Source organism: Paucibacter sp. KCTC 42545 (assembly GCF_001477625.1).
Lineage (GTDB): Bacteria > Pseudomonadota > Gammaproteobacteria > Burkholderiales > Burkholderiaceae_C > Paucibacter_A.
On record NZ_CP013692.1, the window covers coordinates 3,993,199 to 4,019,491 of the forward strand.

22 protein-coding genes and 1 pseudogene are annotated in these 26,293 nt (G+C 66.1%); 11 read left to right on the forward strand and 12 right to left on the reverse strand.

Annotated elements, in window-relative coordinates; all coding sequences use genetic code 11:
- Positions 1-6: 6 nt before the first annotated feature.
- The 3 genes from mnmA to AT984_RS17125 are packed head-to-tail and all read left to right on the forward strand — an operon-like array spanning position 7 to position 3,133.
- Positions 7-1,146 carry a tRNA 2-thiouridine(34) synthase MnmA gene (gene mnmA / locus AT984_RS17115; RefSeq protein ID WP_058721138.1) on the forward strand — a complete coding sequence of 380 codons (1,140 nt, stop codon included), beginning with the start codon at positions 7-9 and terminating at the stop codon, positions 1,144-1,146.
- An 11-nt stretch (positions 1,147-1,157) separates the two neighbouring features.
- The gene (locus AT984_RS17120; protein WP_156422075.1) at positions 1,158-2,438 is read left to right on the forward strand and encodes a sensor histidine kinase; all 1,281 of its coding nucleotides are present in this window, start codon (positions 1,158-1,160) and stop codon (positions 2,436-2,438) included.
- Positions 2,435-3,133 carry a response regulator gene (locus tag AT984_RS17125; RefSeq protein WP_231741452.1) on the forward strand — a complete coding sequence of 233 codons (699 nt, stop codon included), beginning with the start codon at positions 2,435-2,437 and terminating at the stop codon, positions 3,131-3,133. Before AT984_RS17120 ends, AT984_RS17125 begins: the two co-directional genes overlap by 4 nt.
- 50 nt (positions 3,134-3,183) lie before the next feature.
- Here the strand turns inward: AT984_RS17125 and AT984_RS17130 are convergent, their stop codons facing one another.
- A complete protein-coding gene (locus tag AT984_RS17130) occupies positions 3,184-3,621 on the reverse strand; it encodes a CAP domain-containing protein (RefSeq protein WP_197418149.1) in 438 nt (145 codons plus the stop codon).
- Positions 3,622-3,907: 286 nt separating this feature from the next.
- Here AT984_RS17130 and AT984_RS17135 point away from each other — a divergent pair, with 286 nt between their 5' ends.
- The 8 genes from AT984_RS17135 to AT984_RS17170 all read left to right on the forward strand — a co-directional run bounded on the left by AT984_RS17135 (position 3,908) and on the right by AT984_RS17170 (position 12,264).
- Positions 3,908-5,224 (forward strand): efflux RND transporter periplasmic adaptor subunit, encoded by a 1,317-nt coding sequence (locus AT984_RS17135; protein WP_058721142.1) that lies wholly within the window; start codon positions 3,908-3,910, stop codon positions 5,222-5,224.
- A 15-nt stretch (positions 5,225-5,239) separates the two neighbouring features.
- Positions 5,240-5,950, forward strand: a complete 711-nt coding sequence (locus AT984_RS17140; RefSeq protein ID WP_058722414.1) for an ABC transporter ATP-binding protein — start codon at positions 5,240-5,242, stop codon at positions 5,948-5,950.
- A 26-nt stretch (positions 5,951-5,976) separates the two neighbouring features.
- On the forward strand, positions 5,977-7,134 hold the full coding sequence (locus AT984_RS17145; RefSeq protein ID WP_058721143.1) for an ABC transporter permease: 1,158 nt from the start codon (positions 5,977-5,979) through the stop codon (positions 7,132-7,134).
- Between the two features lie 141 nt (positions 7,135-7,275).
- Positions 7,276-8,445, forward strand: coding sequence for an ABC transporter permease (locus AT984_RS17150; RefSeq protein WP_058721144.1), 1,170 nt, complete (start codon positions 7,276-7,278; stop codon positions 8,443-8,445).
- A 91-nt stretch (positions 8,446-8,536) separates the two neighbouring features.
- Positions 8,537-9,013, forward strand: a complete 477-nt coding sequence (locus AT984_RS17155) for a hypothetical protein (protein ID WP_058722415.1) — start codon at positions 8,537-8,539, stop codon at positions 9,011-9,013.
- 580 nt (positions 9,014-9,593) lie between these two features.
- Complete coding sequence (locus tag AT984_RS17160; RefSeq protein WP_058721145.1) at positions 9,594-10,235, forward strand: choice-of-anchor J family PEP-CTERM protein; 642 nt, start codon at positions 9,594-9,596, stop codon at positions 10,233-10,235.
- A 92-nt stretch (positions 10,236-10,327) separates the two neighbouring features.
- Entirely contained in the window at positions 10,328-10,765 is a 438-nt protein-coding gene (locus AT984_RS17165) for a post-PEP-CTERM-1 domain-containing protein (RefSeq protein WP_058721146.1), read from the forward strand.
- Between the two features lie 8 nt (positions 10,766-10,773).
- Positions 10,774-12,264, forward strand: coding sequence for a PA domain-containing protein (locus AT984_RS17170; RefSeq protein ID WP_058721147.1), 1,491 nt, complete (start codon positions 10,774-10,776; stop codon positions 12,262-12,264).
- A gap of 97 nt (positions 12,265-12,361) precedes the next feature.
- Here AT984_RS17170 and AT984_RS17175 read toward each other — a convergent pair whose 3' ends face one another.
- The 11 genes and pseudogenes from AT984_RS17175 to AT984_RS17225 form a co-directional block, all read right to left on the reverse strand.
- Positions 12,362-12,988, reverse strand: a complete 627-nt coding sequence (locus tag AT984_RS17175) for a type II secretion system protein (protein WP_058721148.1) — start codon at positions 12,986-12,988, stop codon at positions 12,362-12,364.
- 2 nt (positions 12,989-12,990) lie between these two features.
- A complete protein-coding gene (locus AT984_RS17180; RefSeq protein WP_058721149.1) occupies positions 12,991-13,380 on the reverse strand; it encodes a type II secretion system protein in 390 nt (129 codons plus the stop codon).
- Between the two features lie 5 nt (positions 13,381-13,385).
- Positions 13,386-13,859 (reverse strand): type II secretion system protein, encoded by a 474-nt coding sequence (locus AT984_RS17185; protein WP_156422077.1) that lies wholly within the window; start codon positions 13,857-13,859, stop codon positions 13,386-13,388.
- Positions 13,860-13,891: 32 nt separating this feature from the next.
- Positions 13,892-16,075 carry a secretin N-terminal domain-containing protein gene (locus AT984_RS17190; RefSeq protein ID WP_058721151.1) on the reverse strand — a complete coding sequence of 728 codons (2,184 nt, stop codon included), beginning with the start codon at positions 16,073-16,075 and terminating at the stop codon, positions 13,892-13,894.
- Positions 16,072-16,623 carry a hypothetical protein gene (locus AT984_RS17195; protein WP_156422078.1) on the reverse strand — a complete coding sequence of 184 codons (552 nt, stop codon included), beginning with the start codon at positions 16,621-16,623 and terminating at the stop codon, positions 16,072-16,074. Before AT984_RS17195 ends, AT984_RS17190 begins: the two co-directional genes overlap by 4 nt.
- Complete coding sequence (locus tag AT984_RS17200) at positions 16,620-17,231, reverse strand: GspMb/PilO family protein (protein ID WP_058721153.1); 612 nt, start codon at positions 17,229-17,231, stop codon at positions 16,620-16,622. The genes AT984_RS17195 and AT984_RS17200 overlap by 4 nt, the downstream gene beginning before the upstream one ends.
- Positions 17,228-18,694, reverse strand: coding sequence for a hypothetical protein (locus tag AT984_RS17205; protein ID WP_058721154.1), 1,467 nt, complete (start codon positions 18,692-18,694; stop codon positions 17,228-17,230). The genes AT984_RS17200 and AT984_RS17205 overlap by 4 nt, the downstream gene beginning before the upstream one ends.
- On the reverse strand, positions 18,687-20,219 hold the full coding sequence (locus AT984_RS17210) for a GspE/PulE family protein (protein WP_058721155.1): 1,533 nt from the start codon (positions 20,217-20,219) through the stop codon (positions 18,687-18,689). Before AT984_RS17210 ends, AT984_RS17205 begins: the two co-directional genes overlap by 8 nt.
- Entirely contained in the window at positions 20,216-21,427 is a 1,212-nt protein-coding gene (locus AT984_RS17215; protein ID WP_058721156.1) for a type II secretion system F family protein, read from the reverse strand. Before AT984_RS17215 ends, AT984_RS17210 begins: the two co-directional genes overlap by 4 nt.
- 67 nt (positions 21,428-21,494) lie before the next feature.
- On the reverse strand, positions 21,495-21,962 hold the full coding sequence (gspG, locus tag AT984_RS17220) for a type II secretion system major pseudopilin GspG (RefSeq protein WP_058721157.1): 468 nt from the start codon (positions 21,960-21,962) through the stop codon (positions 21,495-21,497).
- 196 nt (positions 21,963-22,158) lie between these two features.
- Positions 22,159-25,966 (reverse strand): annotated as a pseudogene (locus tag AT984_RS17225) (hydantoinase B/oxoprolinase family protein).
- Between the last annotated feature and the right edge of the window lie 327 nt (positions 25,967-26,293).

A 26,293-nucleotide genomic window follows, 5' to 3' on the forward strand; every position in this document is an offset into this window, starting at 1 on the left:
GCGAGCATGAGTTCGAGTAGCAAGAAACAACGCATCGTCGTCGGCCTGTCCGGCGGTGTGGATTCGGCCGTCACGGCCCATCTTTTGAAGCAGCAAGGCCACGAGGTGGTCGGCATCTTCATGAAGAACTGGGAAGATGACGACGACAGCGAATACTGTTCATCCAATATCGACTTCGTCGACGCCGCCGCGGTAGCCGATGTGATCGGCATCGAGATCGAACACGTCAACTTCGCCGCCGATTACAAAGACCGCGTCTTCGCCGCCTTTTTGCGTGAATACCAAGCCGGCCGCACGCCCAACCCCGATGTGCTGTGCAATGCCGAGATCAAGTTCAAGGCCTTCCTCGACCACGCCATGCGCCTGGGCGCCGAGAAGATCGCCACCGGTCACTACGCCCGCGTGCGCGAGCATGAAGGCCAGACCCAGTTGCTCAAGGGCATCGACAACAGCAAGGACCAAAGCTACTTCTTGCACCGCCTCAACCAGGCGCAGCTGGCCAAGACCTTGTTCCCGGTCGGCGAGCTGCACAAGACCGAGGTGCGCCGCATCGCCGAAGAGATCGGCCTGCCCAATGCCAAGAAGAAGGACTCGACCGGCATCTGCTTCATCGGCGAGCGCCCCTTCCGCGAATTCCTCAACCGCTATCTGGCCCACAAGCCCGGCCCCATCAAGGATGCACGCGGCCGCAAGCTGGGCGAGCATGTGGGCCTGTCCTTCTACACCCTGGGTCAGCGCCAGGGCCTAGGGATTGGCGGCGTGAAGGAAAAGGGCGCGCCGCGCGGCGGTGGTGAGCACGAGCCTTGGTTCGTGGCCCGCAAAGACATGCAGACCAATACGCTGTACGTCGTGCAGGGTCACAACCACCCCTGGCTGCTCAGCAGCAGCCTGGTGGCCGATGACCTGAGCTGGACCGGCGACGCGCCCCAGTTCGGCGGCTATGGCGCCAAGACCCGCTACCGCCAGGCCGACGCGGCCTGCGCCCTGCATCCCGACACCCCGGCCGCCGGCCAATGCCGGGTGGATTTCGCCCAAGCGCAATGGGCGGTCACGCCAGGCCAAAGCCTGGTGCTGTATGACGGCGAAGTCTGCCTGGGCGGTGGCGTGATCGCTTCCGCCACTGCTGCAACAGCCGACCTCGCCTGAAGGGTCAGGCCTTGCCGCGCGCCGCATTGAACGAGAGGGGCCACAGCAGCCCCTCACCCCAGCCCAAGCTGGACCGCTGGCTGGCCCGCATCGCCCAACCCGGTGTGGTGCTGCAGGTGGCGGCGCTGACCATGTGCGTGCTGGAGTTAGCCGCCGCCGTGGCTGGCCTGGCCGGCTACCGCACCGAGCCTTACGACGGCGCCCTGGCCGCGCTCTATCTGCGCCTGGGCGGCAATAGCAATGACCCGTTGTTGCTTCTGGCCTGCTTCAGCTTGGTGTTGGTATTCGCCTATCAATACTGGCGCCTGGCGCAAGACGCGCGCGCCGACCAAGCCCTGCCCCATCTGCTGCGGCGCATTGTGCTGGTGGACTTATTGGCCGTGGCGGTGACGCCCGGCCTGCCCTTTTTGGTGACGGCGCTGGCGGCCGTTTTGCTGCGGGCGCGGCCGGCCTTTTTGTTCGCCCTGGGCCAGGTGTTGCTCAATCTGATGCTGTACTGGCTCTTGCCTTTGGCCGAGCTGCAGCAAGCCCGCTCTGAGGTGCCAGCCTGGCTGGACAGCGTGGGCCTGCTGCTGGCCATGGTGGCGCTGCACGGCATGGCCTTGGGGCTGGGCCGCATGGCCGCGGTGGAAGCCGACAAACGCCGCTGGCTGCAAGTGATGCTGGCCGAACGCATGAGCGCCGAACAGCTGCAAGCCGAGCAAATGCGCTATAGCGAACGCACCCTGATGGCGCGGGAATTGCACGATGTCGTCGGCCACCACCTCACCGCCCTCAATCTGCAGTTGCAGCTCAGCAGCGCCTTGCTGCAACGCCAAGATGCCAGCGGAGCCGCCGCCGCGGTGGACCGCGCCCAGAGCAGCGCCGCCCAGCTGCTGGCCGATGTGCGCGAAGCCGTGTCGCAGCAGCGCAGCTCACAGCGCATCGACCTGAGCAGCGCCCTGCAAGCCCTGGCCGAAGGCGTGGCCAGCACTCGCATCGAGCTGCGCATCGCCCCCGCCGCACGCGACCTCGGGCCGCGCCTGGCGCATGCGTTGCTGCGCTGCGTGCAGGAGGCCGTCACCAATAGCGTGCGCCATGCGCGGGCGCGCAGCATTCAGATCGAGCTGTGGGTGGACGGCCCGCTGGTTCATGTCAAGATCGCCGATGATGGCCTGGGCGCCCCCGCGCTGCGGCCCGGCAATGGCCTGCAAGGTATGCAAGAACGCGTCAGCGAACTGGGCGGCACAATGCAGATCGACGCCAAAAGCCCGGGTTTCCGAATTGAACTGCAAGTGCCAAGGTCCGCATGACAATGACGACAGACAAAGACAATCACACGCCCGTAGGCAGCCCCCTCAAACTGATGCTGGTGGAAGACCAGCAATTGGTGCGCGAAGGGCTCAAGGGCTTGCTGGCCTTGTATGAGGATGTGGACATCATTGCCGAAGCCAGCGACGGCGCCGAGGCCCTGACCCTGCTCGAAGCGCCCAGCGGCCCGGGCATGCCCGACCTCATCTTGTCCGATATGCGCATGCCGCGCCTGGACGGCCTGGGCCTGATCCGCGCCCTGGCGGCCCGCGCGCTGACCATTCCCGTGGTGCTGCTGACCACCTTTGACGACGCCTCCGCTTTTGACGAAGCGGTGCGCGCCGGCGCTCGCGGCTTTTTGCTCAAGGCCATCAGCCCCGACACGCTGATTCAAGCTCTGCGCGATGTGCAAGCCGGCGGCACCGCCCTGCGCCCCTCGCTGACCACCCGCATGGCCCAAACCGGCGGCCGGGGCGAACGCGCGTTTCAAGCCACCGAGCAGCCCGACCCGCTTTCACCCAAAGAGTTGCAAGTGCTGCGCCTGGTGGCCAGCGGCCGCAGCAATACCGAGATCGCCGCCCTGCTGGGCAATAGCGAGGGTGTAATCAAAAACCACTGCTCGGCCATCTTCTCCAAGATGGGCGTGCGCGACCGCACGCAAGCCGTGTTGAGGGCCATCGATCTGGGTTGGATCTAAGCGCTGTCGCGCCAGCGCAGCCTCATCGGGATGGCTGGGCTGAGGGCGGGCTATTTGGCCTTGCGCCCCAGGTGCATCACCCAGTAACGCTCCAGCTCACCGGGCCCGGCCACGCAGGCCATGCCAATGTCCTGAAAACGCGGCTCCATCAGGTTCTCGCAATGGCCCTCGCTGCCCAGCCAGCCGGCCATCACCTCGTCCAGGTATTGCGGCCCGCCGGCCAGGTTCTCGGCCACTTGGCGGAACACATAGCCGCGCTCTAAGACGCGCTCACGCAAGCCCTGACCCCGCTGATCAATGTGGGTAAGCTTGTCCAGCAGCGACAACTCATCGGCATAGGCTTGGGCGGAGGCCTGCAAGCGCGCATCCCAGCTCAGCGGCGCAACGGCCGCAAAAGGCTTGGGGCCGCAGTACTGACGCTGCGCCCGCATTGCATTGACGCGCGCCAGCACCTGCTCCGCCGACACGCCCTTGGCGCAGTCATCCACCTGCGGCAGCGACTGGGGCCGTGCTTGGCTACGCGCCGGGGCCGCGCCAGCGCCCGCCCTGCTAGGGCCGGCAAGCAAGAGCAGAACAGCGAACGAAAGTGGGAAAAAAAAGATGCCGCGCATGCGCACCAAAACCTGAGGAAGCGGCGGATTCTAATAGGCCGGCCAGCCTCGCGCCTTGCGTCGACGCAAGCCCATGCGAGTAGAGAAGTCCTCTTGCCATCAAGGCCGCACAGTGAGCGTGCACAATCGCGCCATCGCATTCACGCTGAGACGTTTTCCGACCATGGCTGAGACGACAAGCACCCCCTCCAGCGCAGCCTCCAACGCCAAGCCGCTGGGGCAGTTGAAGATCGATCGCCAGGCCGCTGGCGGCGCCAAGCAACAGCCGCGCCGGCGCAAGCGCTGGCCCTTGGTCGCTGCGGGCGTGCTGGCTTTGGCCGTGGTCGCCATGCTGGCCATGCCGTCTAAACCTGAGGTGCAGACCAGCTCGGTGCTGCAAAGCACCCCGTCCCAGCAATATCTGCAGCTCACCGCATCTGGCTATGTGGTGGCGCAGCGCCGCGCGGCGGTGGCCTCCAAAGCGACAGGCCGCTTGCTGGAGCTCAATGTGCGTGAAGGCACGGTGCTCAAAAAGGGCGACTTGATTGCCAAGCTGGACGCCAGCGATGTGCAGGCGGCAATAGCCACCGCCCAGGCCGGCGTGCGCCAGGGCGAGGCCGGGGTGCGCCAAGCCCAAGCCCAGCAACGCCAGGCGGATGTGGAACTGGCCAATGCCGAGGCCGAGCTGCGCCGCAACCGCAGCCTGCAAACCCAGGGCTTTTTGTCCGAGCAAGCGCTCGACGCCGCCCAGCGCCGCTTCGATGCCGCCCGCGCCGGCCAGGCCGCCGCGCTGGCCAGCGTGGGCCAAGCCCAGGCCAGCGTGGCCCAAGCTCAGGCACAGGTGAATGCCCAGTTGGTGAACCGCGACTACACCGAGATCCGCGCCCCATTTGACGGCGTGGTGCTGAACAAGAACGCCAATGTGGGCGACATCATCACGCCCTTCTCCAATGCCGCCGGCTCGCAGGGCGCGGTGGTCACCATGGCCGATATGTCCACGCTGGAAGTGGAGGCCGATGTCTCGGAAAGCAGCCTGGCCAAGGCGAAGAAGGGCCAGCCGGTCGAGATCACCCTCGATGCCTTGCCCGAGATGCGCTTCAGCGGCCATGTGGTGGGCTTGGTGCCCACCGTTGACCGCGCCAAGGCCACGGTGATCAGCAAGATCCAGTTCGACAAGCTGGACCCGCGCATCCTGCCCGAGATGAGCGCCAAGGTCAGCTTCTTGTCGCAAGCACCAACGACCGCCGAGCAGCAGCCCGTGCTGGCCGTCAACCCCAAAACCCTGCTGGAGCGCGACGGCCAAACCTGGCTGATGCGCATCAAGCGCGAGGGCGAAAAAGAGCTGCTGCAGGCCGTGCAGGTCAAGCCCGGCCGCAAGCTCGGCGATGTGGTGGAGGTGACGGCGCTGGGCGGCGGCACACTCAAATCGGGCGAGCGCCTGGTGCTGTCGCCCACGGCCCAGCTCAAGGACGGCGGCCAGGTCAAGCTCGCGACGAAGTAAGTGCCAAAGCAGACCATGAGCAGCCCGAACGACGCCCTGATCCGCATCCGCGACCTCAGCAAGTCCTACCAGCGCGGTGGGCAAGATATTCCCGTGCTGCTGGACATTCAGCTCGATGTGATGCCCGGCGATTTCGTTGCCCTGATGGGCCCCAGCGGCTCGGGCAAAAGCACTTTGCTGAACCTGATTGCCGGCATCGACCAGCCCAGCAGCGGCCGCATCGAAATTGGCGGCGTTGACATCGCCACCCTCAGCGAAGGCCAGCTGGCCGATTGGCGCGCCCGCAATGTCGGCTTCATTTTCCAGTTCTATAACTTATTACCTGTGCTGACCGCGTTTGAGAACGTGGAGCTGCCCCTGCTGCTGACCGACTTGTCGGCCAAGCAGCGGCGCGAGCACACCTTGGCGGCACTGGCCATGGTCAAGCTGGATGACCGCATGGACCACTACCCCAATGAACTCTCTGGCGGCCAGCAGCAGCGCGTGGCGATTGCGCGCGCCCTGGTCAGCGACCCCACCCTGATCGTGGCCGACGAGCCCACCGGCGACCTGGATCGCCACACCGGCGAAGAGGTGTTGGGCCTGCTGGACGAGCTCAACCGCGAACTCGGCAAGACCATTGTGATGGTCACCCACGACCCCAAGGCCGCGGCCCGGGCGCGGCGCATGGTGCATTTGGAAAAGGGCGTGCTGGTGGATGAAGATCCACTCGGCGCCGGCCGCTGAATCGCAAGCCCGACAGCCCGCTCGCCATGTTCATCCTCAAGCTGCTGCTCAAGAACGCCTTTCGCCACAAGCTGCGCACCAGCTTGACCATGGTGGGCTTGGTGGTGGCGATCTGCGCCTTCGGCCTGCTGCGCACCATCATCGATGCCTGGTATGCCGGCGTGGAGGGCTCCAGCAGCACCCGGCTGGTGACGCGCAGCGCCATCTCGCTGACCTTCCCGCTGCCGATGAACTACGCGCAGCGGCTCAAATCGGTGGAGGGCGTGGCGGGCATTTCCTGGTCCAACTGGTTCGGTGGCATTTACATCAGCGAGCGCAATTTCTTCCCGCAGTTCGCCGTGGAGCCGGTCAGTTACCTGGCGCTCTACCCCGAGTACCGGCTCAAGGACGCCGAGCGCATCGCCTGGCTGCGCGACCGCCAAGGCGTGATCGTGGGCCGCAAGCTGGCCGACAAGTTCGGCTGGAAGGTGGGCGACCAAATCCCTCTGCGCGGCACCATCTATCCCGGCACCTGGACCTTCAATCTGCGCGGCATCTGGGACGGCGCCGAGGCCAAGACAGACGAGAGCCAGTTGCTGATGCACTGGTCCTATTTGAACGAGTCCATCCGCAAGCTCTACCCCAAGCGCGCCGATGCGGTGGGCGTCTACATCCTGGGCATCAACGAACCGCAAAACGCCGCGCTGATTTCGCAGCGGGTGGATGAGCAGTTCAAGAACTCGCTGGCCGAAACGCTGACCGAAACCGAGTCTGCCTTCCAGCTCAGCTTTGTGTCCATGAGCGAGGCGATTCTGGTAGCCATCAATGCGGTGAGCCTGATCATCGTGGTCATCATCATGGCCGTGATGGCCAACACCATGACCATGACGGCGCGCGAACGCCTGGCCGAATACGCCACGCTCAAAGCCTTAGGCTTTGCGCCCAGCTTTGTGGTCAAGCTGCTGTTCGGCGAGAGCTTGCTGATCGCCCTGATCGGCGGCCTGGCCGGCCTGGCCCTGACCCTGCCGCTGGCGGCGGGCTTTGCGCAGGCGGCGGGCACCTTGTTCCCGGTGTTTCAAGTCTCCACCCTGACCATGAGCTTGCAGCTGCTGGCCGCCATCGTCGTCGGCGCGGTGGCTGCGGCCTGGCCCGCTTGGAAGATGAGCCGGATCGATATCGTGCAGGGGCTGCGGCATGTGGCTTGACATGTTTGATGAATCGAACAGCGCGTTTCGCGCCGCAACAGGTCGGCTGGGTGCTCTGCGTAGCGAAGTAAAGGGGGAGGCGAAGCCGGAGGACATGAGCGGAGCAGAGCACCCAGTCGGCCGGTTTTTCCTCAACCATCCATGAGAGCCATCCCACTGTCCTACATCGCCCGCAACCTCTGGGTGCGGCGCGTCACCACCTTGCTCACCGCTGGCGGCATGGCCTTGGTGGTGTATGTGTTTGCCACCGTGCTGATGATGAGCGAGGGCATACGCGCCACCCTGGTGGCCACCGGCCAGCCCGACAACGTGATCGCCCTGCGCAAAGGCGCCGGGGCCGAGATCAACAGCGCCGTGGACCGCGGCCAGGCCGCCATTCTGGAAAGCCTGCCCGGCATCGCCACCGATGCCAGCGGCAAGCCGCTGCTGACCAAAGAACCGGTGGTGCTGAACAATCTGCCCAAGCGCGGCAGCGGCAAGCCCAGCAATGTGACGGTGCGCGGCACCTCGCCGCAAGCCTTGCAGATGCGCCCGCAGGTGCAGTTGGTGGAGGGCCGCATGTTCCGCCCCGGCACCTCGGAGATCGTCACCGGCCGCGCCATTGCCAGCGGCTTTCAGGGCGCGGGCCTGGGCGAGACGCTGCGCTTTGCCGGCCGCGACTGGACCGTGGTGGGCGTGTTCGACGCCCAGCGCAGCGGCTTCGATTCCGAAATCTGGGGCGACGCTGAGCAGATGCTGCAGGCCTTCCGCCGCAATGTCTTTTCCAGCGTGGTGTTCCGCATTGCCGACGCCAGCCAGTTCGAGGCCATCAAGGCGCAGATCGAGGCCGACCCGCGCATGACGGTGGAGCTCAAACCCGAGATGCAGTTCTACGCCGAACAGAGCGAAGCGCTGGCCAAGTTCATCAGCATCCTGGGCACGGCGCTCTCGGTGATCTTTTCGATCGGCGCCATCGTCGGCGCCATGATCACCATGTTCGCCGCGGTGGCCTCGCGCACGGGTGAGATTGGCACCTTGCGTGCCCTGGGCTTCCGTCGTGGCGCGGTGCTGATCGCCTTTCTGGGTGAATCTCTGCTGCTCTCGCTGGTGGGCGGGCTGATCGGTTTGGCGGCGGCCTCGCTGATGCAAACGGTGAACATCTCCACCACCAATTTCCAGACCTTTTCCGAAATCGCTTTTCAGTTCAAGCTAACCTCGGCCATCGTCTGGCAAACCCTGCTGTTCGCGCTTTTCATGGGCTTTGTGGGCGGCTTCATCCCGGCCTGGGGCGCTGCGCGGATGAAGATTGTGGATTGCCTGCGCGCGGCCTGATGTCGCGCTGGGAAGCGCGCAAAGAACCACGCCGAACACCGTGCAGAGCACCGCGCTTGCCAGCCCAGCCCGCAAGCCTCACGATGCAGGCATGAACACCCCTCGCCCGGTCAATCGCCCATCCCGCCTGAATGCCGCCGTGATCGCCGCGCTGCTGGCCATTGCCACCAGCGCCTGCGGCAGCGCCCCAGCCGCAGCAGCACCGGAAGCCAAGCCCATGTCCAACAACAGCAGTGGCAAGCCCAGCAGCCAAGCGATTTGGCAGCAAATTCAGGCCGAGATTGGCGACGCCGCCTGCGACGGCCCGCAGCAATGCCACAGCATTGCCGTGGGTGCCAAGGCTTGCGGCGGGCCGGATGCCTATCTCGCCTGGTCCAGCAAGCGCAGCAATGAGGCCAAGCTGCGCGCCTTGGTCGCCGCCCACGCCCAGGCCCGCAAGGACGAGAACGCCACGAGCGGCATGGTGTCGGATTGCCGCATGGTCACCGACCCCGGCGCCAGCTGCCAGGCCGGGCGCTGTGTGCTGCAGCCGCAGGGTGCTGGCGCGGCGCCGAAATCGGCTGAGTGAATGTGCGGGTAATTCCTGCGCTGAGCTGAACTCGCTCAACTCAAGTTCGAAGTGCCCGATTCAATTGGCCCAGCAGGGTCAGGTCTTGCCAAACCCGTATTTACAGACCAACAGCCTGTCGCTCTGCTGCCGCGCATTGATCTACATAGCGCACATATATTTCGCCACAGGCATAGCCAACAAGCATCCGCCCTACCCCGATCAGGGCAGCCTGCGGCGTTAGGTAAAAACCTCACAATCCCCTATCCATCGGCCATATGACGGTTTCGCGACAGGCAGAAATAGGGTAGGACCAGCGCCAACAATGTCACGAATGCACAGGCAAGAAGCGCTGTGAGCAGGGTCTAACCCCTAGGGGAAATGCCCACCCTGCAGCCTAGGGGGCAAAACCGGGTTTCGGCCTAGACAAGACTTTCAGGGCACGCAGAATCAAGTCACCCCAGGCCCCAAAGCGACCCTAGCTCAACAAGACTTTTGTCGCCGCACCAGCCAAGGGAATTCTCCGATCCCGCATTTGAAAACCGGGACCGTGCAGACCCAGCTTATCGGCAGGGTTTTTTGTCTTTTTGAGGAAGTTCCTATGTTCAAGAAAGCCATGACGGCGTTGGCCCTGAGCGCGGCGATTGCAAGCGCACATTCCGAAGTCCTGATCAACGAGGGCTTTGACAATATCACCACGCTGGCAAGCGCCGGCTGGATTCTGGACAACGCCAGCACGCCCGTAGGCACCGCCGGCTGGGGCCAAGGCGGCGTCAATTTGTTCGACGCACACTCCGGTGACGTTGGCTCCTATATCTCCGGCAACTACAACAATGCTGCCGCCGGTGGTCAGATCAGCAATTGGCTGATCACCCCCACCTTCTCCAACGCGACAGCCCTGCAACTGAGCTTCTACGCCCGGGCCGACGCAGGTCCCGGCCTCGCCGACCTGATCAGCTTCGGCGCCAGCACCGGTGGCAGCAATGCCGCTGACTTCAGCATGGGCTCGGTCATCACCGTGCCGACCAATGACTGGACCAAGTACACCATCACCTTCGCCGCCCATGGCGCCGGCAGCGTGGCACGCTTCGCGATCAATTACACCGGCGCTGCCGACACCGCCAACTTCGTTGGCATCGACACCCTGTCGGTCAACGCTGTGCCCGAGCCATCGACCTGGCTGATGCTGGCCGCTGGCCTGGGTGGCCTGGGCCTGCTGCGCAAGCGCAAAGCTGCGCGCTGATTCGCCGCTGAATAGCCGCACTGTTGACCTGTCAATGCCCGAGCGGCATCGACAGCGTCACCCTTTTTGATTCACATCAGGAGTCATTCCTCATGAACAAGATTTCCTTTGCCGCCGCCACCGGCCTGGCCTTGGCCGCCCTGGCCCAACCCGCTTTTGCCCACGGCGATCACGCTGCAGCCCCCAGCGCCACCGCAGCCGGCAGCAGCCTGGTCGTGGTGCGTGATGCCGAAAGCGGCCAACTGCGTGCCGCCACACCCGCAGAGCTGAGCAAGCTGGAACTGCAAGCCAACCGCAACCAAAGCCTGCGCAGCAGCCTGGGTGCCGTCCAGGTGCCGATGCAAAAGAGCCACGCCTCCGGCGCCCGCGGTGCCCGCGTGACCGATGCCTTCATCAGCATGTCGGTCGCCGTGAAGAAGGCCGACGGTAGCGTCGCCCAAGAGTGCTTCGAGTCCCCTGAAGAAGCCCAGGCCGCGCTCAAGTCCGCCGCCGCCCAAGCCAAGATCGCCAACAAGCTGGCCACGGAGTAAGCCCCATCATGAGCATCAAGCACAACAAACAGTTCTCCGCCCTGGCCCTGGCTACCGCCCTGCTTTGCCTGAGCAGCGCCACTCAAGCCGCCACCATCAGCATCGCCAGCCGCGACAAGCCGGGCGTGGGCTTCAATGACACAACACCGGTTGCCCCGGTCGGCGGCAACCCCGGCATCACGCTGGGCGAGCAGCGCATGAATGTCTACCGTCATGTCGCCAATATCTGGGAACAAGCACTGAGCAGCGATGTCACCATCACCGTCAGCGCCGCCTGGGAACCCTTGACCTGCGACGCCGGCTCAGCCGTGCTGGGCAGCGCCGGTGCCTGGAACTTCTGGCGCGACTTCAGCGGTTCCAAGCCCGGCACCTGGTACCCGCAAGCCCTGGCCAACAAGATCGCCGGCGTGAACCTGTCGGCCGATACGCCGGAGGACTCCACGGGTTACGGCAATGTGGACATCAAAACCCAGTTCAACGTCAACCTCGGCAATGAAGGCTGCCTGACAGGCTCTGGCTTCTACCTGGGTCTGGACGGCAATGCCGGCAGCAAGGTCAACTTTGCCACCACCCTGCTGCATGAACTGGGCCATGGCCTGGGCTTTGCCCTGGGTCTGACCAGCACCTCCACCGGCCTGCGCGTTAACGCCGACTTCACCGCCTACGCGGAAAACGGCCTGCCCAGCGTCTGGGAGAGCTTCATGTACGACAACACGGTCGGCAAGACCTGGTTGGCCATGAACAGCGCCGAGCGCAAGGCTTCCGCCATCAACCCGCTGAAGCTGGCCTGGACCGGCAATAACGCGGTGGTCGGCGCAGCCCAGACGCTCAAGGCAACCCCGGTGGTGAAGATCAACACCTCGGTGCCTGGCGCTTCCGGCCTGTATGACATCGGCACAGCCAGCTTCGGCCCGGCCATTCCGGTTGCTGGCACCCTGGGCACCCTGGCCAACCTGCCTGCGGGCACCAGCAACAATCCGCTGGCTTGCGCTGCACTGGACGCCGCCCAAACGGCTGCCGTCGCAGGCAAGGTCGCCATCATCGACCGCGGCGCTTGCACCTTCAACATCAAGGTGAAGAACGCGCAAATCGCCGGCGCTGTGGGCGTGCTGATTGCTGACAACGTCGACGCCCCGATTTCCGGCCTGGGCGGCAGCGACAACACCATCACCATCCCCGCTGTTCGCATCACCAAGGCCGCTGGCACCAAGCTGAAGGACGCCGTGGCGCGCGCACCGGCCTATGGCTCGCGAGCCAAGCCTGGCACGGTGCTGGGTGCTTGGTCGACCGACGCCAGCCGTGTTGCCGGTGCCGACGCCCTGGGTCGCCCGCTGCTGTACACGCCGGCGGCACTGGCCGGTGGCTCGTCGGTTTCGCATTGGGATGTGTCGGCCACGCCTAACCTCTTGATGGAGCCCTTCATCAACTCCGACCTGACCAACATCATGGTGGCACCTAAGGACCTGACCGTGCCCCTGCTGAAGGATCTGGGCTGGTAATCGGCTGAAACCAAACAGGCGTCAGCTGACGCCTGCTGATTGAAGCAAAGGCGCGCTGCTGGCAAAGGCAGCGCGCCTTTTTTTATGAGTGCAAAGCTCAGGGCCGGCCGGTGCCGGGCTCGATGGGCAGGGGGAGCGGAGGAGGCGCAGGCGTCGGGGTCTGCTGCTGTTGCTGTTCTTCAAACTGGCGCGCGCTGAACAACCAATCACTAGCGCGGCGCAGTGGCTCACCATTGGCTTGTGACTGCCGCTGCATGGTCTGGTCCGAGCGGCTGCGCACGGCACTGAAGGTGGCCGCCGTCAGCGAGCTGCTGCTGGGCCAGGCCTGGGCGCTGGGCGCAGCGGGCAAGGCACCGAAGGCAGGCGCTTGGCCGGCGCCGTCCTCCACCAGCACCCAATCGGGTTTGCCGGTGAAGGGATCAAGATAGAGGCGGCGCAGATGATGGCGCGGCTTAGCGGCGCGGCGATCCACCAGCAAGTCCTCAAAGCGCTGTGGGTACTGGCCCGGCTGCACCGGGCTGGCCTTCACATAACTGGCAATCGCCTTGGCAATCTCATTGCCCCGGAACTCCAGCTCGCGCTCCCGCTCGCGCTGCGCGGCCATCTGCCAGCTACTGCCCAGCGCCGCCAGGCCGGCCGACGACAGGGCAACAAAGAACAGCAGGCCCAGATAGGTGAAGCCGGTTTGGCGGACGGGCGGGCTGGCCGATGGTGGAGCAGCCATGCTCACCAGTCAGCAAACAAGCGGCCATCGCTGGCGCGGCCGGCCGCGCCGCTGCGCACATCGTAGAGCTCACCACTGAGCTGCGCCTCGGGCGGCGGGCTGAGCGTGACCCAGGTCTCGCGGCTGCCGGTCAGCGCGTCCTCCGGCACTTCGCGGATATAGCGCGCCGTGGCCAGGGTTTCCAGCGAATCGGGGTAATGGCCTTTGTCGGCGGCGTATTGATCGATGGCGTCGCGCATCACGTTCAGCGAAGTGCGCAGCGCCGTCTCGCGCGATTTCTGCAAGCTGTTGAAGTAACGCGGTGCCACGATGGAAGCCAGCAGGGCAACGATCGCCATCACCACGATCAACTCGATCAAGGTGAAGCCGCGTGAAATGGGTTTGCTGCGCATACGCCTCACCAATCCTTGTAGCGCGTGCCGTCCAGCGCGCGGCGCTCGGAGCGCGAGAACACATCAAACACATCGCGGCCGGGCTGCGGGTCATCGGGCGGGCTATCGGCCGCGCGGGTGGCCCAGCTTTCGGCAGCGGGCAAGCTGGTTTCGGCAAAGGGGTCGCGCGGCAGGCGGCGCAGGAAGTAGAGCTTGCGGCCTTCGGCGGACTTGATGTCGGGCACGCCTTGCACCAGGGCTTGCAGGGTCGGCGGGTAGCCGCTGTCCTCGGGGCTGAGCTTGATCTGGCCGGCCTCGGCCGCTTTTTTGTAGGCATCCAGCGCGCCGCGGATCTGGCGCAGGCCGGCGCGCAGCTCATGCTCTTGGGTGCGCTGCACCGTCAGCTCCAGCAAGGGGCGCGCTGCACCGGCGAGCATGGCCATGATGGCCAAGACCACCAGCATCTCGATCAGCGTGAAGCCCAGGCCCTTCTTACTCATGCCCTTGCTCATACCGTGCTTGGCGCCCAGCCTTAGCGCGCCGCTTCCACCGTCAACATCCCGGTGCCGTCCAGGCGCACCGGCACGCTGTCGCCGTTGGCCGCCGTGCCCTGCGCGCCGCTGACGTTGATGCTGATCACCTGGCCGGCCGCAGCCGGCAAGGCGCGCAACACCACCACCCGCTCGCCTCGCGGTGGCAACTCCACCGGCTGGCGGCCGGCCGGGCCGCCTTGGGCGGAAGCCAGCTTGGCCGGGTCGTATTCCACCTCGGCGCGCACGGTGGCGCCGCTGTCATTGCGCAAAGACACCGTCGCCGTGCCACCGGCCGCCACCTGGGGCGTGACCTCAAAGCGCAGCACGGCTTCGCTGGGCGCAGCCTCAGTCGCGCCGGCGGGTGCGGCATTGGCAGCCGGGTTGTTGACCACGCCAAGGGCGCGTGCAGCGCCAGCACCTGCCAAGCCCACACCCGCCTTGGCATTGGCCTTGAGCAAGCTGCTGAAGGCGCCCGGCGAGGCATCGGTGCCACCGGCCATGCGCGTGGTGCTCAGCTCCGGCAAGGCCAGATTGCGCACGATGCGCGGGGTGATCAGCAGCACGATTTCGGTCTTGGTGTGGTTGTCTTGCGTGACCCCGAACAAGCGGCCCAGCACCGGCAGGGTCGACAGCACCGGAATGCCGTTGGCGGTGCGGCGGTCTTCGTCATTGATCAGGCCGGCCAGCACTTGCGTCTCGCCATCGTTGAGGCGCAGCGTGGTGGACGTGACGCGGGTGCCGATGCGGTAGGCGCTGGAGCCGTTCGGGCCGCTGACCTCGCTGATCAGATTGCTGACCTCCAGGCCGACCTTGATGCTGACATCGTTGTCGAGCTGAATCGTCGGTTCCACATCGAGCTTCAGCCCCACATCCAGATAGGACACCGAAGCCGCCACGCCCACATTGATGGACGAGGTGGTAGTGAACACCGGCAACTTCTCGCCGATATGCACCTTGGCTTTTTCGTGATTGCGCACGCGGATGCGCGGGTTGGCGAGGATGTTCACGTCGCCGGCCACGCCGCGCAGCGTGGCCACCACGGCCGGGTTGGCCACCGAGGCGGTGAAGCTGCCGCGCCGGCTCAGATCCACCTGGCCGGTGACGCCGGTCAGGCCGTACTGCACCGTGTCGGGGAACTTCAGCCCCAGGGCATTGGCGCGGTCGGTGCTCATCTCCATCACCTCCAGCTCCAGCATCACCTCGGGCTCGGGCAGATCCACCGACGCGATCAGCTTTTCCACCAAGCGCATCACCTCGGGCGTGTCGCGCACCACCATCAGGTTCAGGCGTTCGTCCACATGAATGTCGCGCACCTTGGCGATCGTGCGCACCATGGCCTGAACCTGCTTGACGTCGGCGTTAGTCAGGTAAAGCGTGCGGGTGATCAGCTCTTGATGCTCGCGCTGCTTGCCGGCGGTGTTGGGGAAGATCAGCACCGAGCTGTCGTTGAGCAGCTTGCGATCCAGCTGCTGGGTCGACAGCACCACGCGCATGGCTTCGTCCAGCGTGACATTGCGCAGGAAGACGGTGATCTTGGCGTCGGCCCGCACGTCTTTGTCGAAAACGAAATTGATGCTGCTGCTGCGCGCCAGCGCTTCAAACACCTGGCGCAGCGGCGCGTCGCGGAACTCCAGCGTCACCGGCTTCTGGAAGGCCGGGCCCATCTCATTGCTTTGCGCTTCCAAAGGCCGCGCCTGCGCGGCCTGGCTCAGCAGCAAACGCGCCCCCGGGTGATTGGGCGACTCGGCAATGATCTCGCGTGCCAAGGCCTCGGCGCGGTCCACCTTGCCTTCGCGCAGCAGGGCGCGGGCGCTTTGCAGCTTGGTCTCCTGACGCGGGCCGCGCAGCAGCTCGGCGTCAAAATAGTCCAGGCGCGGGTGGTGCGCATCAAGCTTGCGCAGCTGGGCCATGGCCTCGCCCATTTCCTCCCAACGGCCGGCGCCGCGCAGGCCTTCAATCTGAATCAGCAGGCGCGACACCAGCTGCTGCTGGGTGCGCAGCTGGGCGGCGCGCACGGCGTGGTCAGCCGGCGCCAGGCGCAGGGCCTCGGTCAGCAAGGTATAGGCCTCGGCCGCCTGGTTGTTGCGGTTCAGCTCCTCGGCCTGGCGCAGCGCCGGGTTGGCGCAGCCGGCCAGCAGCATGGCCGCAGCCAGGGACAGCAATAGCAATGCGTTCTTTTTCATGAGGCGGGGCGAAAGGCAATGGTTTGAGTGAGCTGGGACGGCAGCCAGGTGAGCTTGAGGCCCTGCTCGGTGACTTGATCGATGCGCCACTGCCCGTCCACCACATCGCCCGCCTTAACGGCCAGGCTGCGGTTGGGGCCGGACAAAAAGCCCTGCGCCTGCCCGCCATCGACCAGGCGGCCGATCAGCTGGTAGGGGAAGGCCGGTGCGATCGGTGGCGCTGCCACAGCAGGCCCCTTGGCAGCAGGAGGAGGCGGCGGCAGTGGAGGCGGCGCCCAGGCGGCGAATTGCGCGTCCTTGGTCTCGGCCCAAGGCTGGCGCGCCACCGGAGTCCAGTCCAAGGCCGCTGTGGCTGTCTGCTTCGTTGTGGCGGCTTGGGCCTTGGCGGTGGCGGCAACTGCTGCTGGCGCGGCGCGGCGCTGGCCGGCCATGGGCTGCGCAAGGGCGCTCGCTTCTTCCTCGTCTTCGCCCGCCACCCACCAAGTGGCGAACAGGGTCAGCAACAAGGCGGCCAGCAAGCCGTAACGTCTTTTTTGAACGGCATTCATGGCCGGGCCCCTTCGCGCGGTGGCGTACCGGCAGCTTCAGCCGCTTTCGCCGGCAAGGCCGCACGGCCGTGCAGCGACCATTGCAGCTCCGCCTCCACCTCGGCAGCCTGCGGCGAGGCGCGGCGCAGCTTGAGCCCGTCCAGGCTGAGGGCCGGGTCATGCAGCAAGGCGGCGGCAATGTACTGGCGCAGCTGGGCATAGCCGCCGCTCAGCGGCATGGTGACGCGCAAGCGCTCCAGGCCCGAGGCCGCATCCACGCTGAGCCGGTGTTCGGTGCGGGCGCTGACCAAGCCAAGGCGCAAGCCCATCTCCAGCAAATCGGCCAGGCGCTGCTGGCGCTCAGCCGCGGGCGGCAAGGCGGCCAGCCACTGCGCGCTGGTGGCGGGCGCTGCTGCTTGGGCCTGGCCTGCGGCGCGCAGCAAGCGGATCTGGCCGCGCAGCTGATCGGCGTCAGCCTGGGCTTGGGCGGCTTGGGCATCCCAGCGCTGCGCCAAGAGCGCCAGGCCGAGTGCCAGCAGCAAGGCCAGTCCGGCCAGCAGGCCGGGCACACCGAGGCTGCGCAACTCGCGCTGCAGATCGGCGAATGTGAAGTTCTGGAAGCGACTCATGGCGTCTTACCCTCAGCGACTGCAGCAGGCGTCGGCAAAGCCGGCAGCTCACGCTGCAGCGATGCAGGCTGTAGCTTGGCGCTCAGCTCGAAGCGCTGGCCGCTCATGCCTTGTTCGGCGGTCTGGAAGCGGCTCAACATCACCTCGCGCCAACCCGGTGCGGCATTCAGTCGGTCGGCCACTTGCAGCGGCAAGAGCTTGTCGGCCGCCAAGCCTTCAAGGCGCAAGTCAGCCCGGGTGGCATTGATGTCCAGGGCCAGCCAGCTCAGCGCTGCGGGGGCTGATGCATTTGCCGTGGCGCCTCCGCTCAAGCCGGCTTGCTCCACATTGGCTAGCAATGGCTCCCAGTCCAGCTGCAGCAGCTTTTGCACTTCGGCCGCAGCCCGCAGGGGCTGGGCCTGCTCGGCGCCACGCGCCCCGGGTTTGGCCACTGGGGCCACATTGCTGCCGCGCAGGCGGCTGTATTCCGTCGCCAGACGACGTTGTTGGGCTTGGGCGTCAGCCCGGGCTTGCTGGCTTTGCTGCAGACCCACAGCAGCCGTTACCAGCACCACGGCAGCCGTCGCCGCCAGGCCCCAGGCCAGGCGGGAATAGACCTGGCGCGGGCCGAGAAAGTCGGGGGCCGGGGCGGAAGTGTTCGCTTGGCGCGGCGGCGCAAACCATTCGGCCTGCGGCGCGGTGCCGGTCAAGCGGCCCAGCAGGCGCACGCCCTCGCTCGCGCCGGCATCGGTCTGGCCGGGCTCTGCACTCAAGCCAAAGCCCAGCGCCAGCACCGGGCCGGCAAAGCCGTTTCTCAACTCGGCCAAGGTCTCGTGCAAAGCCGCCAGGCTGGCTTCGGACAAGCGCAGTTGGCGCAGGGCCTGCACCCGGCCGGCGCGCAGCTGCAGCCAGGTCAAGACCTGACCCTCCACCCACGCCAAGCCTGCTTGCGGCACGGCAGCCCAGACCGGCTCGCTGGCCAACACATGCGCCAGCACCGGCGCCCAGGCCGGTTGCACTTGGCGGAGTTGCACCGCATTGGCCTCAAAAACCAGGCGCAGGGCGGGCCAGTCCAGGCCGTGCAAAGCCGACAAGCCGCACTGCTCAGCGCTTTGCTCAGCACCATGCGTTGGCAAGGCGTCCAAGCGCCAGCTCGCCAGAGGCCATTGCTTGGCCGCCGCACCGAAGTAATGGCTGAACTGCTGGCGGCCGTAGGCCTGCAAATCAGCCTCTTGTGCCAAGGGCAGGCCGGGCTCGCAGACCAGCTCATGCAACAAGCGAGCCGACACGATCAAACGCGCGGCCGTGCCGCGATGGGCCTCGGCCCATTCCTGCACCGTGCGCTGTGGGCTATTGGCGCCGTCCAGCAAAGGGCGCAGGCCCTCGGCCGTCAGGAAGATCGGCTGGGCCTGGCGCTGCAGGCGGGCGGCGAGGCGCAATCGCCATTGCGACCAGCCGGCGCCAAGGTTCTGCGGGCTACTCATCGAGGGTGACACGTTCCAGCTCCTCGAAAGTGGTTTCGCCACGGCAAACGGCTTGCAAGGTCATCACACGCAATGGCTTCATGCCGCGTGAGCGCGCGGCCTCCTTGATTTGCGACATCGGCGCCCGCGCGGCGATCAGGTCGCGCAGACCGTCGTCGAGTTTCAGCAGCTCCGCCACGGCGCGGCGGCCGCGGTAGCCGGTGCCACGGCAATGGCCGCAGCCCTCGCCCTTCAAAAAGCTGTGCTCGCCCTCGGCCAAGCCATAACGCGCCAGCACGGCGGCGTCCGGGAAATGCGGCTGCGCGCAATGCTTGCAGGTCAGGCGCACCAGGCGCTGCGCCAGCACGGCATTCAGGGCCGACACCACGTTGTAGAGGTCCAGGCCCATGTGCATGAAACGGCCAATCACATCGAAGGCGTTATTGGCGTGCACAGTGGAAAAAACCAAGTGGCCGGTCAAGGCCGCCTGCACCGCAATCTGCGCGGTTTCGGCGTCACGGATCTCGCCCACCATCACCCGGTCGGGGTCATGGCGCAAGATGGAGCGCAAGCCACGCGAGAAGGTCAGGCCCTTCTTCTCGTTGACGGGGATTTGCACGACCCCGGCTAACTGGTATTCCACCGGGTCTTCGATGGTGATGATTTTGTCGGTGCCGGTGTGGATCTCGGCCAGGGTGGCGTAGAGCGTGGTCGTCTTGCCGCTGCCGGTGGGGCCGGTCACCAGCAACATGCCGTGGGGCTGACGCGCTTGGGCGCGGATGGCGGCGCGTTCATCGGGCTGGAAGCCCAGGGCATCCAGGGTCAACGCGCCACCGGTTTGCTCAATGCGGGCGCGGTCCAGCACCCGCACCACCGCGTCTTCACCGAAGACGCTGGGCATGATGGACAGGCGGAAGTCCACCTCGCGCCCCTGCACGCGCAGCTTGAAGCGGCCGTCTTGCGGCAGGCGGCGCTCGCCGATGTCCAGCTCGGACATAACCTTCAGGCGCGACACCAGCTGCTCGGCCACCGCCGCGCCTTCCACCGTGCGCACCATGGACATCACACCGTCCACCCGAAAGCGGATGGCCGCGCCGCGCAAGGTGCATTCGATGTGCACATCGCTGGCGCCGTCTTGCAAAGCGTCGTAAAGCGTGGCGTTGAGCAGGCGCACCACCGGGCTGGCCTGCTCGGACATCACCAGGGCAGAGAGCTCCTCGGCGCCGCCAGCGGCATCGCCAGCCACCACCGCTTCTTCCACATCGGACAAGGCACGGAAATCTGCCTCACCCGCACCCAGCCAGTGCGTAACGGCGGCCGCATCGCAGCGCAGCCAGCGCACGGGGCTTTGCAGGCGCGCTTCCACCGTTTGCAGCAGCATGGCGTCTTGCTCACGTTCACCCAAGAGCATCTTGCGGCCGTTCGCGCCCACGGCCAGCACGGCGCGCCAGCGCTGCGCCTGAGCTTGCGGCCAGGCTTCGAAGTCCAGATGCCAGGGGCCTTGCTCGTGAGGCAGCCAATCCTGCAATGAAATTTGTTCGCTCATTGCACCTGCTCCACCAGCTGAAAAATCGGCAAGTACATCAACACAATGATTCCGCCAATCAACACCCCCATGATCAACATCAGCGCCGGGTTGATGGCGCGCGTCAGCAGCTCCGTCAGACGGGCGGCTTCTTCGTCGTGAAAGGCTGCAGCGCGTTCCAGCATGGCCGGCACCTCGCCGCTGCGCTCACCCACCCGCACCATGCGGCGCGCCACCGGGGTGGCGAGGTCTTGAGACTCCAGCGCTTCGGACAGGCGCTGGCCGTTTTCGATCTGCGCGGCCGCCGCCGCCACGGCCGGGCGCCAGGGCGCGGCCACCACGTCTTGCACGATGCGCAAGGCCGCCAGCACCGGCACGCCCGAGGCGAGCAGCATGGCCAGGCTGCGATAGAGCCGCGCCAGCGCCAGCACGCGCAGCTTGGGGCCCAGGCCCGGCATGGTCCACAGAGCGGCCTGCACGCGCAGGCGCAAGGCCGCATTCATCCACAAGGCATAACCCGCCAACAGCAGCAAGGCCATGCCGCCCAGCACCAGGCCAGGATGCTGGCCAGCGGTGCTGCCGAACTGAATCAAGACCTTGGAGGCCCAGGGCAGATCGCTGTTCAGGCCGTCCAGAATGCCGGCAAAACGCGGCAGCACGAAAAGCAGCAAGAACATGATCACGGCGCCGCCCACGCTGAGCAGCATCACCGGGTAGACGCAAGCCGCGATCAGGCGCGCCCGCAGGCCATCCACCCAAGCCAGGTATTTGGCATGCTGAGCCAGGGCGGCGCTGAGCTGGCCGGTGCGTTCATTGGCGGCCACGATGGCACACACCAATTCATCAAAAGCCTGGGGCTGGGCGCGCATGGCGGTGGACAGGGGCTGGCCCTGTTCAACGCTGGCGATCACCCCATTGAGGGCCTGGCGCACCGACTCGCTGGCCTCTTTCTCGCGCAAGGTGTTGAGGGCTTCCAGCAGGGCAATGCCGGCGTCCAGCAAAACAGCCAATTCCTGGCTGAACAGCTGCAGGGGGAATCGTTTGCGGCTGCGTGCCGACGCGATTGCGCCGGTGCCTGCGCCGGCTTCAGCGCCCAGCTCCTGCACCTCCAGCACATGCTGGGGCGCCACGCCCAAGACGGCCGCCACCGATTGGCGGTCGGGCGCATCGACGCGCTGCGTCCGCACGCCGGCCTGGGCGTCAAAGACACGGGTCAGATAGCTGGGCATGAGGGGCGAGAACCGACGACGGGCGATGGGGAGAAAGGCAGCGAGTGACTGAAGCGGGGCCCGTGGCCTACCAGCTCGTCACATCGGCGTCTTCGCCCTCGCCGCCCGGCCGGCCGTCGCGGCCGAAGGAATACAGGTCGTAGTCGCCATGCTCACCGGGTGAGCGGTACTGGTAGTCGTTGCGCCAGGGGTCTTTGGGCAAGGCCTTGCTCAGGTAGGGGCCGGCCCAGCGCGGCTCATCGGCCGGCTTGTCGACCAGCACGGCCAGGCCCTGCTCGGTCGTAGGGTAGCGGCCCACATCGAGCCGGTACTGGTCGAGTGACTTCTGCAAGCCATCAATCTGCGCCCGCGTCGCCTTGACCTCGGACTTACCGATCTGGCCAAAAAACTTCGGCCCCACATAGCCTGCCAGCAAGCCAATGATGACCATCACCACCAACAGCTCCAGCAAGGTGAAGCCGCCCAAACGGCGGGCGCGGGTAGCGCGGGGTTGGGCGTGAAAAGAAAGTGCGGCGAAGTGGCGACTTGAATCCATAGGGCTTTGATGATCTGGCGGGTCCGGGCTGCGCAATGGCAGAAGCGGAGCGAGCGACCACTATGTCACAGCGATTCGCCGCAGCCATAGTGGATTCACCGCCCCCGAACCCAGGGAATATGACACTTTAACCAGCCATCATGACAATTCAGCGCAGGCTATTCAGCACCCCCCCGAGCTGGGTAGGTGGCCTGAATCAGACTGGCTGTTCAACCGAACCGCAGCCGCCGCCACCCGGCGTCTGAATCGCAAACACATCGCCCGGCTGCATCGCCACTTGGCCGAGGTGGCCCAGGGGCTCGATGCTGCCGTCACCCCGCTCCACCCAGTTGGCGCCAACGCTGCCAGCCGCGCCGCCGGCAATGCCGAATGCACCTGCCAAGCGGCCGTTGCTGAGGATGGAGGCCGTCATGGGCGCCAAGAAACGCACCCGGCGCAGGCCGCCATTGCCACCCGGCCAGCGCCCGGCCCCGCCGGTGCCGGGGACGATCTCGTAAGACTCCAGCCGCACCGGGAAGCGGAACTCCAGCACCTCGGGGTCGGTGAGGCGTGAGTTGGTCATATGGGTTTGCACGACGCTGGTGCCGGCAAAGCCCTGCGGGCCGCCCTCTTGACCAGCTTGGGCGGCGCTGCTGACCCAGCCTGCGCCAGAGCCCCCCGAGATGGTTTCGTAATACTGATGGGTGGCGTCACCAAAGGTGAAGTTATTCATGGTGCATTGGCTGGCCGCCATCACGCCCAAAGCGCCATACAGCGCGTTGGTGACGCACGAAGAGGTTTCCACATTGCCGGCCACCACGGCAGCGGGCGGGTTCGGGTTCAACATGCAACCCGGCGGCACGATCACTTGCAGGGGCTTGAGGCAGCCGGCGTTAAGCGGAATCTGGTCGTCCACCAGGGTGCGGAACACATAAAGCACCGCCGCCATGGTGATGGCCTTGGGTGCGTTGAAGTTGTTCGTTAACTGCTGGGGGCTGGTGCCGGTGAAGTCGATCACCGCGCTGCGCGCCCGCGCGTCGACCCGCAGCGCCACCTGGATCTGCGCGCCGTTGTCCAGGGCCAGGCAGAAGCTGCCGTCCTTGAGCGAGCCAATGGCGCGGCGCACCGAGGCCTCGGCATTGTCTTGCACATGCTGCATATAGGCGGCCACGGTGGCCTGGCCGTACTGCGCCACCATGGCCTTGAGGTCTTGCGCGCCCTTCTCGTTAGCGGCGATCTGGGCCCGCAGATCGGCCATGTTTTGGGCGGGGTTTCGAGCAGGGATATGGGCCGGGTGGCTGCCGCTGGCCAACAGCGCCAGCATCTCCGCTTCCCGCAAAACCCCAGCCGCCACCAGCTTGAAGTTGTCGATCAGCACGCCTTCTTCATCAATGCGGCGCGAAAACGGCGGCATCGAGCCGGGGCTGATGCCGCCGATATCGGCATGGTGGCCGCGCGAGGCGACGTAGAAATCAGGCCGCTCGCGCTGCGCCAGGAACACCGGCGTGACCACCGTGATGTCCGGCAAATGGGTGCCGCCGTGATAGGGGTCGTTGAGCACATAAACATCGCCCGCCTGCATCTGCGGGTTGCGCTCGATCACGCTGCGGATGGACTCGCTCATCGAGCCCAGATGCACCGGCATATGCGGGGCATTGGCAATCAGCTCGCCCTCGGCATTGAAGAGCGCGCAAGAGAAGTCCAGCCGCTCCTTGATATTGACCGAGTAAGCGGTGTTCTGCAGGCGCAGCCCCATCTGCTCGGCGATATTCATGAACAGGTTGTTGAAGACCTCCAGCAGCACCGGGTCCACCTGCGTGCCCAGGGCATGGCGGCTGGGGCGCGGCAAAACGCGCAGCAGCTCGATACAGCCATCGGCCTTAAGCCGCGCCTGCCAGCCGGGGTCCACCACCGTGGTGGCATTGCGCTCGGCCAGGATGGCCGGGCCGGCGATGCAGGCGCCCGGCTGCAGCAGCTCGCGCCGGTAGAGCGCGGCGGCGCGCCAGCCCGCCGTCCCGGCATCATCGGCCGGGCAATACATGCGCAGCTGGGCGCTGGGCTCAGGGCTCAGGCTGATGCTCGCTCGGCGGCAATGAGGCCGAATCATCCGGCGCGCCGACCACCGATGCACCGGCGGCCACACATTCCACCGCCACCGCTTCAATCACCAGCGCCCGCCCGGCCATCAAGAAGGCAAAGCGCTGGGCATAGGCCTGCTCAAAAGTAGCGCGGATTTGCACCAGGGCATCGGCATCACCATCGTCGCCTGTATCAGCCTGCGCCGGCCCGGGCGGCAGCGCGCAGGCCAACGCCGTGTCGGTACCCTGGTAGCGCACTTGCAGCCGGACCTGGCTTTGCAAGGCGCTGGCGGCAATGCCTTGCGCTTGCAGCTCGGCGGCAGCAGCGGCCACCAGTTGCTGGCCCAAGGCCCGCGCGGCGCGCAGGCCCGGCGCGTCCAGCGCCAACTCCAGCGAGGCCTCGCGCAAGGCCAGCTGATCGGCCAGGCCCATGCCGTAGGCACTCAACACACCGGCCAGCGGATGCGCCAAGACACGGCTGACGCCCAGCGCATCGGCCACCCGGCAAGCCGCCTGGCCGCCGGCACCACCGAAGGACTGCAAGGTGTACTGAGTCACGTCGTAACCACGCGCCACCGAAATCTTCTTGATCGCATCGGCCATGCTGCCCACGGCAATCTGCAAAGCGCCGCTGGCCACTTCTTCCGCGCTGATGGGCTTGGCTGCCGCCGCAGTCATGCGCTGCGCCAGCTCGGCAAAACCGGCCTGCGCGGCGGCTAGGTCCAAGGGCTGATCGCCCTGCGGCCCGAACAGATGCGGGAAGAACTCGGGCTGGATTCGCCCCAGCAGCACATTAGCATCGGTGGTGGTGAGCGGCCCACCGCGCCGGTAGCAAGCCGGGCCGGGCTTGGCACCGGCGGACTCCGGCCCCACGCGCAGGCGCGCCCCGTCAAAGCGCACGATGGAGCCGCCACCCGCCGCAACGGTGTGGATGCTCATCATCGGCGCCCGCATGCGCACGCCCGCCACCTCGGTGTCGAAAGCGCGCTCGTAGCTGGGGCTGGCGCCGGGTGGCGCGGCGGGGTCGGCCGCGAAGTGGCTGACATCGGTGGAGGTGCCGCCCATATCGAAGCCGATCACCTTGTCATAACCCGCCAATTGCGCGGTGCGCACCATGCCGACAATGCCGCCGGCTGGGCCGGACAAAATCGCGTCCTTGCCCTGGAAGCGGCTGGCCTCGGTCAAGCCACCTGAGCTTTGCATGAAGAACAGCGGCACACCGGGCATTTGCGCCGCCACCTGCTCCACATAGCGGCGCAGGATGGGCGACAGGTAGGCGTCCACCACCGTGGTGTCGCCGCGCGGCACCAGCTTCATCAAAGGGCTTACCCGGTGCGAAACCGAAATCTGCGTGAAGCCGATCTGCCGCGCCAAGGCCTCGGCCCGCAACTCATGCGCCGGGAAGCGGTAGGCATGCATGAAGACGATGGCGCAGGCGCGCAGGCCGGCATCAAACGCCGCTTGCAGCTCAGCACGCAAGGCGGCCTCGTCCAGCGGCGTCACCAACTCGCCCGCCGCGCCCAGGCGCTCTTGCGCCTCGATCACACGGCTGTACAGCAGCTCGGGCAGCACGATGTGGCGTTCAAACAGCTTGGGCCGCGCCTGGGTGGCTATGCGCAGCGCATCGCGGAAACCCCGCGTCGTCACCAGCAAGGTGGGTTCGCCCTTGCGCTCCAGCAAGGCATTGGTGGCCACCGTGGTGCCCATCTTCACGCACTCCACTCGCTCGGGCGTGATCAGCTCCCCGGCCTGCAAACCCAGCAAGCGGCGCATGCCCTCCACCGCCGCATCGCGGTACTGCTCGGGGTTCTCCGACAGCAGCTTGAGCGTATGCAATTCACCGCCCGGCGCACGCCCCACCAGATCGGTGAAGGTGCCGCCCCGGTCGATCCAGAATTGCCAGCGGCCGACTGGAGGGACGCAGGACGAGGAAGCGGCGCTAGTCATGGCAGGGCGGGCCCGGGCATTGGCCCGGCTGAGCTACAGGGCTGACCACTGTAGCCGCGTGAGCGCCACCGGCCATGAAAAAGGCCCGTCGCCTTTGGGCCACGGGCCTGATGTTGACAGGGCTGCTGTCGGTTCGGTTTAGACCGGGAAAGCTGACCTTTGGAGTGTCAACATCCGTTCGTGACGAAGAAAGCAGCGCTCGCAACAACCTGCTGCATAGCCGACAAAACTAAAGAGGCCGACGGCTTTGCAGCGATCACGGTCCTAGCATCACGGACGCCGGGTGACCGCTATCGTGAGTTGGGCGATCGGTCCAGCCGACACGCG

Coding starts and splice junctions, on each gene's coding strand:
- mnmA (WP_058721138.1), top strand. CDS start 7: ATGAGTTCGAGTAGCAAGAAACAACGCATCGTCGTCGGCCTGTCCGGC.
- AT984_RS17125 (WP_231741452.1), top strand. CDS start 2,435: ATGACAATGACGACAGACAAAGACAATCACACGCCCGTAGGCAGCCCC.
- AT984_RS17135 (WP_058721142.1), top strand. CDS start 3,908: ATGGCTGAGACGACAAGCACCCCCTCCAGCGCAGCCTCCAACGCCAAG.
- AT984_RS17140 (WP_058722414.1), top strand. CDS start 5,240: ATGAGCAGCCCGAACGACGCCCTGATCCGCATCCGCGACCTCAGCAAG.
- AT984_RS17145 (WP_058721143.1), top strand. CDS start 5,977: ATGTTCATCCTCAAGCTGCTGCTCAAGAACGCCTTTCGCCACAAGCTG.
- AT984_RS17150 (WP_058721144.1), top strand. CDS start 7,276: ATGAGAGCCATCCCACTGTCCTACATCGCCCGCAACCTCTGGGTGCGG.
- AT984_RS17155 (WP_058722415.1), top strand. CDS start 8,537: ATGAACACCCCTCGCCCGGTCAATCGCCCATCCCGCCTGAATGCCGCC.
- AT984_RS17160 (WP_058721145.1), top strand. CDS start 9,594: ATGTTCAAGAAAGCCATGACGGCGTTGGCCCTGAGCGCGGCGATTGCA.
- AT984_RS17165 (WP_058721146.1), top strand. CDS start 10,328: ATGAACAAGATTTCCTTTGCCGCCGCCACCGGCCTGGCCTTGGCCGCC.
- AT984_RS17170 (WP_058721147.1), top strand. CDS start 10,774: ATGAGCATCAAGCACAACAAACAGTTCTCCGCCCTGGCCCTGGCTACC.
- AT984_RS17175 (WP_058721148.1), bottom strand. CDS start 12,988: ATGGCTGCTCCACCATCGGCCAGCCCGCCCGTCCGCCAAACCGGCTTC.
- AT984_RS17180 (WP_058721149.1), bottom strand. CDS start 13,380: ATGCGCAGCAAACCCATTTCACGCGGCTTCACCTTGATCGAGTTGATC.
- AT984_RS17185 (WP_156422077.1), bottom strand. CDS start 13,859: ATGAGTAAGAAGGGCCTGGGCTTCACGCTGATCGAGATGCTGGTGGTC.
- AT984_RS17190 (WP_058721151.1), bottom strand. CDS start 16,075: ATGAAAAAGAACGCATTGCTATTGCTGTCCCTGGCTGCGGCCATGCTG.
- AT984_RS17195 (WP_156422078.1), bottom strand. CDS start 16,623: ATGAATGCCGTTCAAAAAAGACGTTACGGCTTGCTGGCCGCCTTGTTG.
- AT984_RS17200 (WP_058721153.1), bottom strand. CDS start 17,231: ATGAGTCGCTTCCAGAACTTCACATTCGCCGATCTGCAGCGCGAGTTG.
- AT984_RS17205 (WP_058721154.1), bottom strand. CDS start 18,694: ATGAGTAGCCCGCAGAACCTTGGCGCCGGCTGGTCGCAATGGCGATTG.
- AT984_RS17210 (WP_058721155.1), bottom strand. CDS start 20,219: ATGAGCGAACAAATTTCATTGCAGGATTGGCTGCCTCACGAGCAAGGC.
- AT984_RS17215 (WP_058721156.1), bottom strand. CDS start 21,427: ATGCCCAGCTATCTGACCCGTGTCTTTGACGCCCAGGCCGGCGTGCGG.
- gspG (WP_058721157.1), bottom strand. CDS start 21,962: ATGGATTCAAGTCGCCACTTCGCCGCACTTTCTTTTCACGCCCAACCC.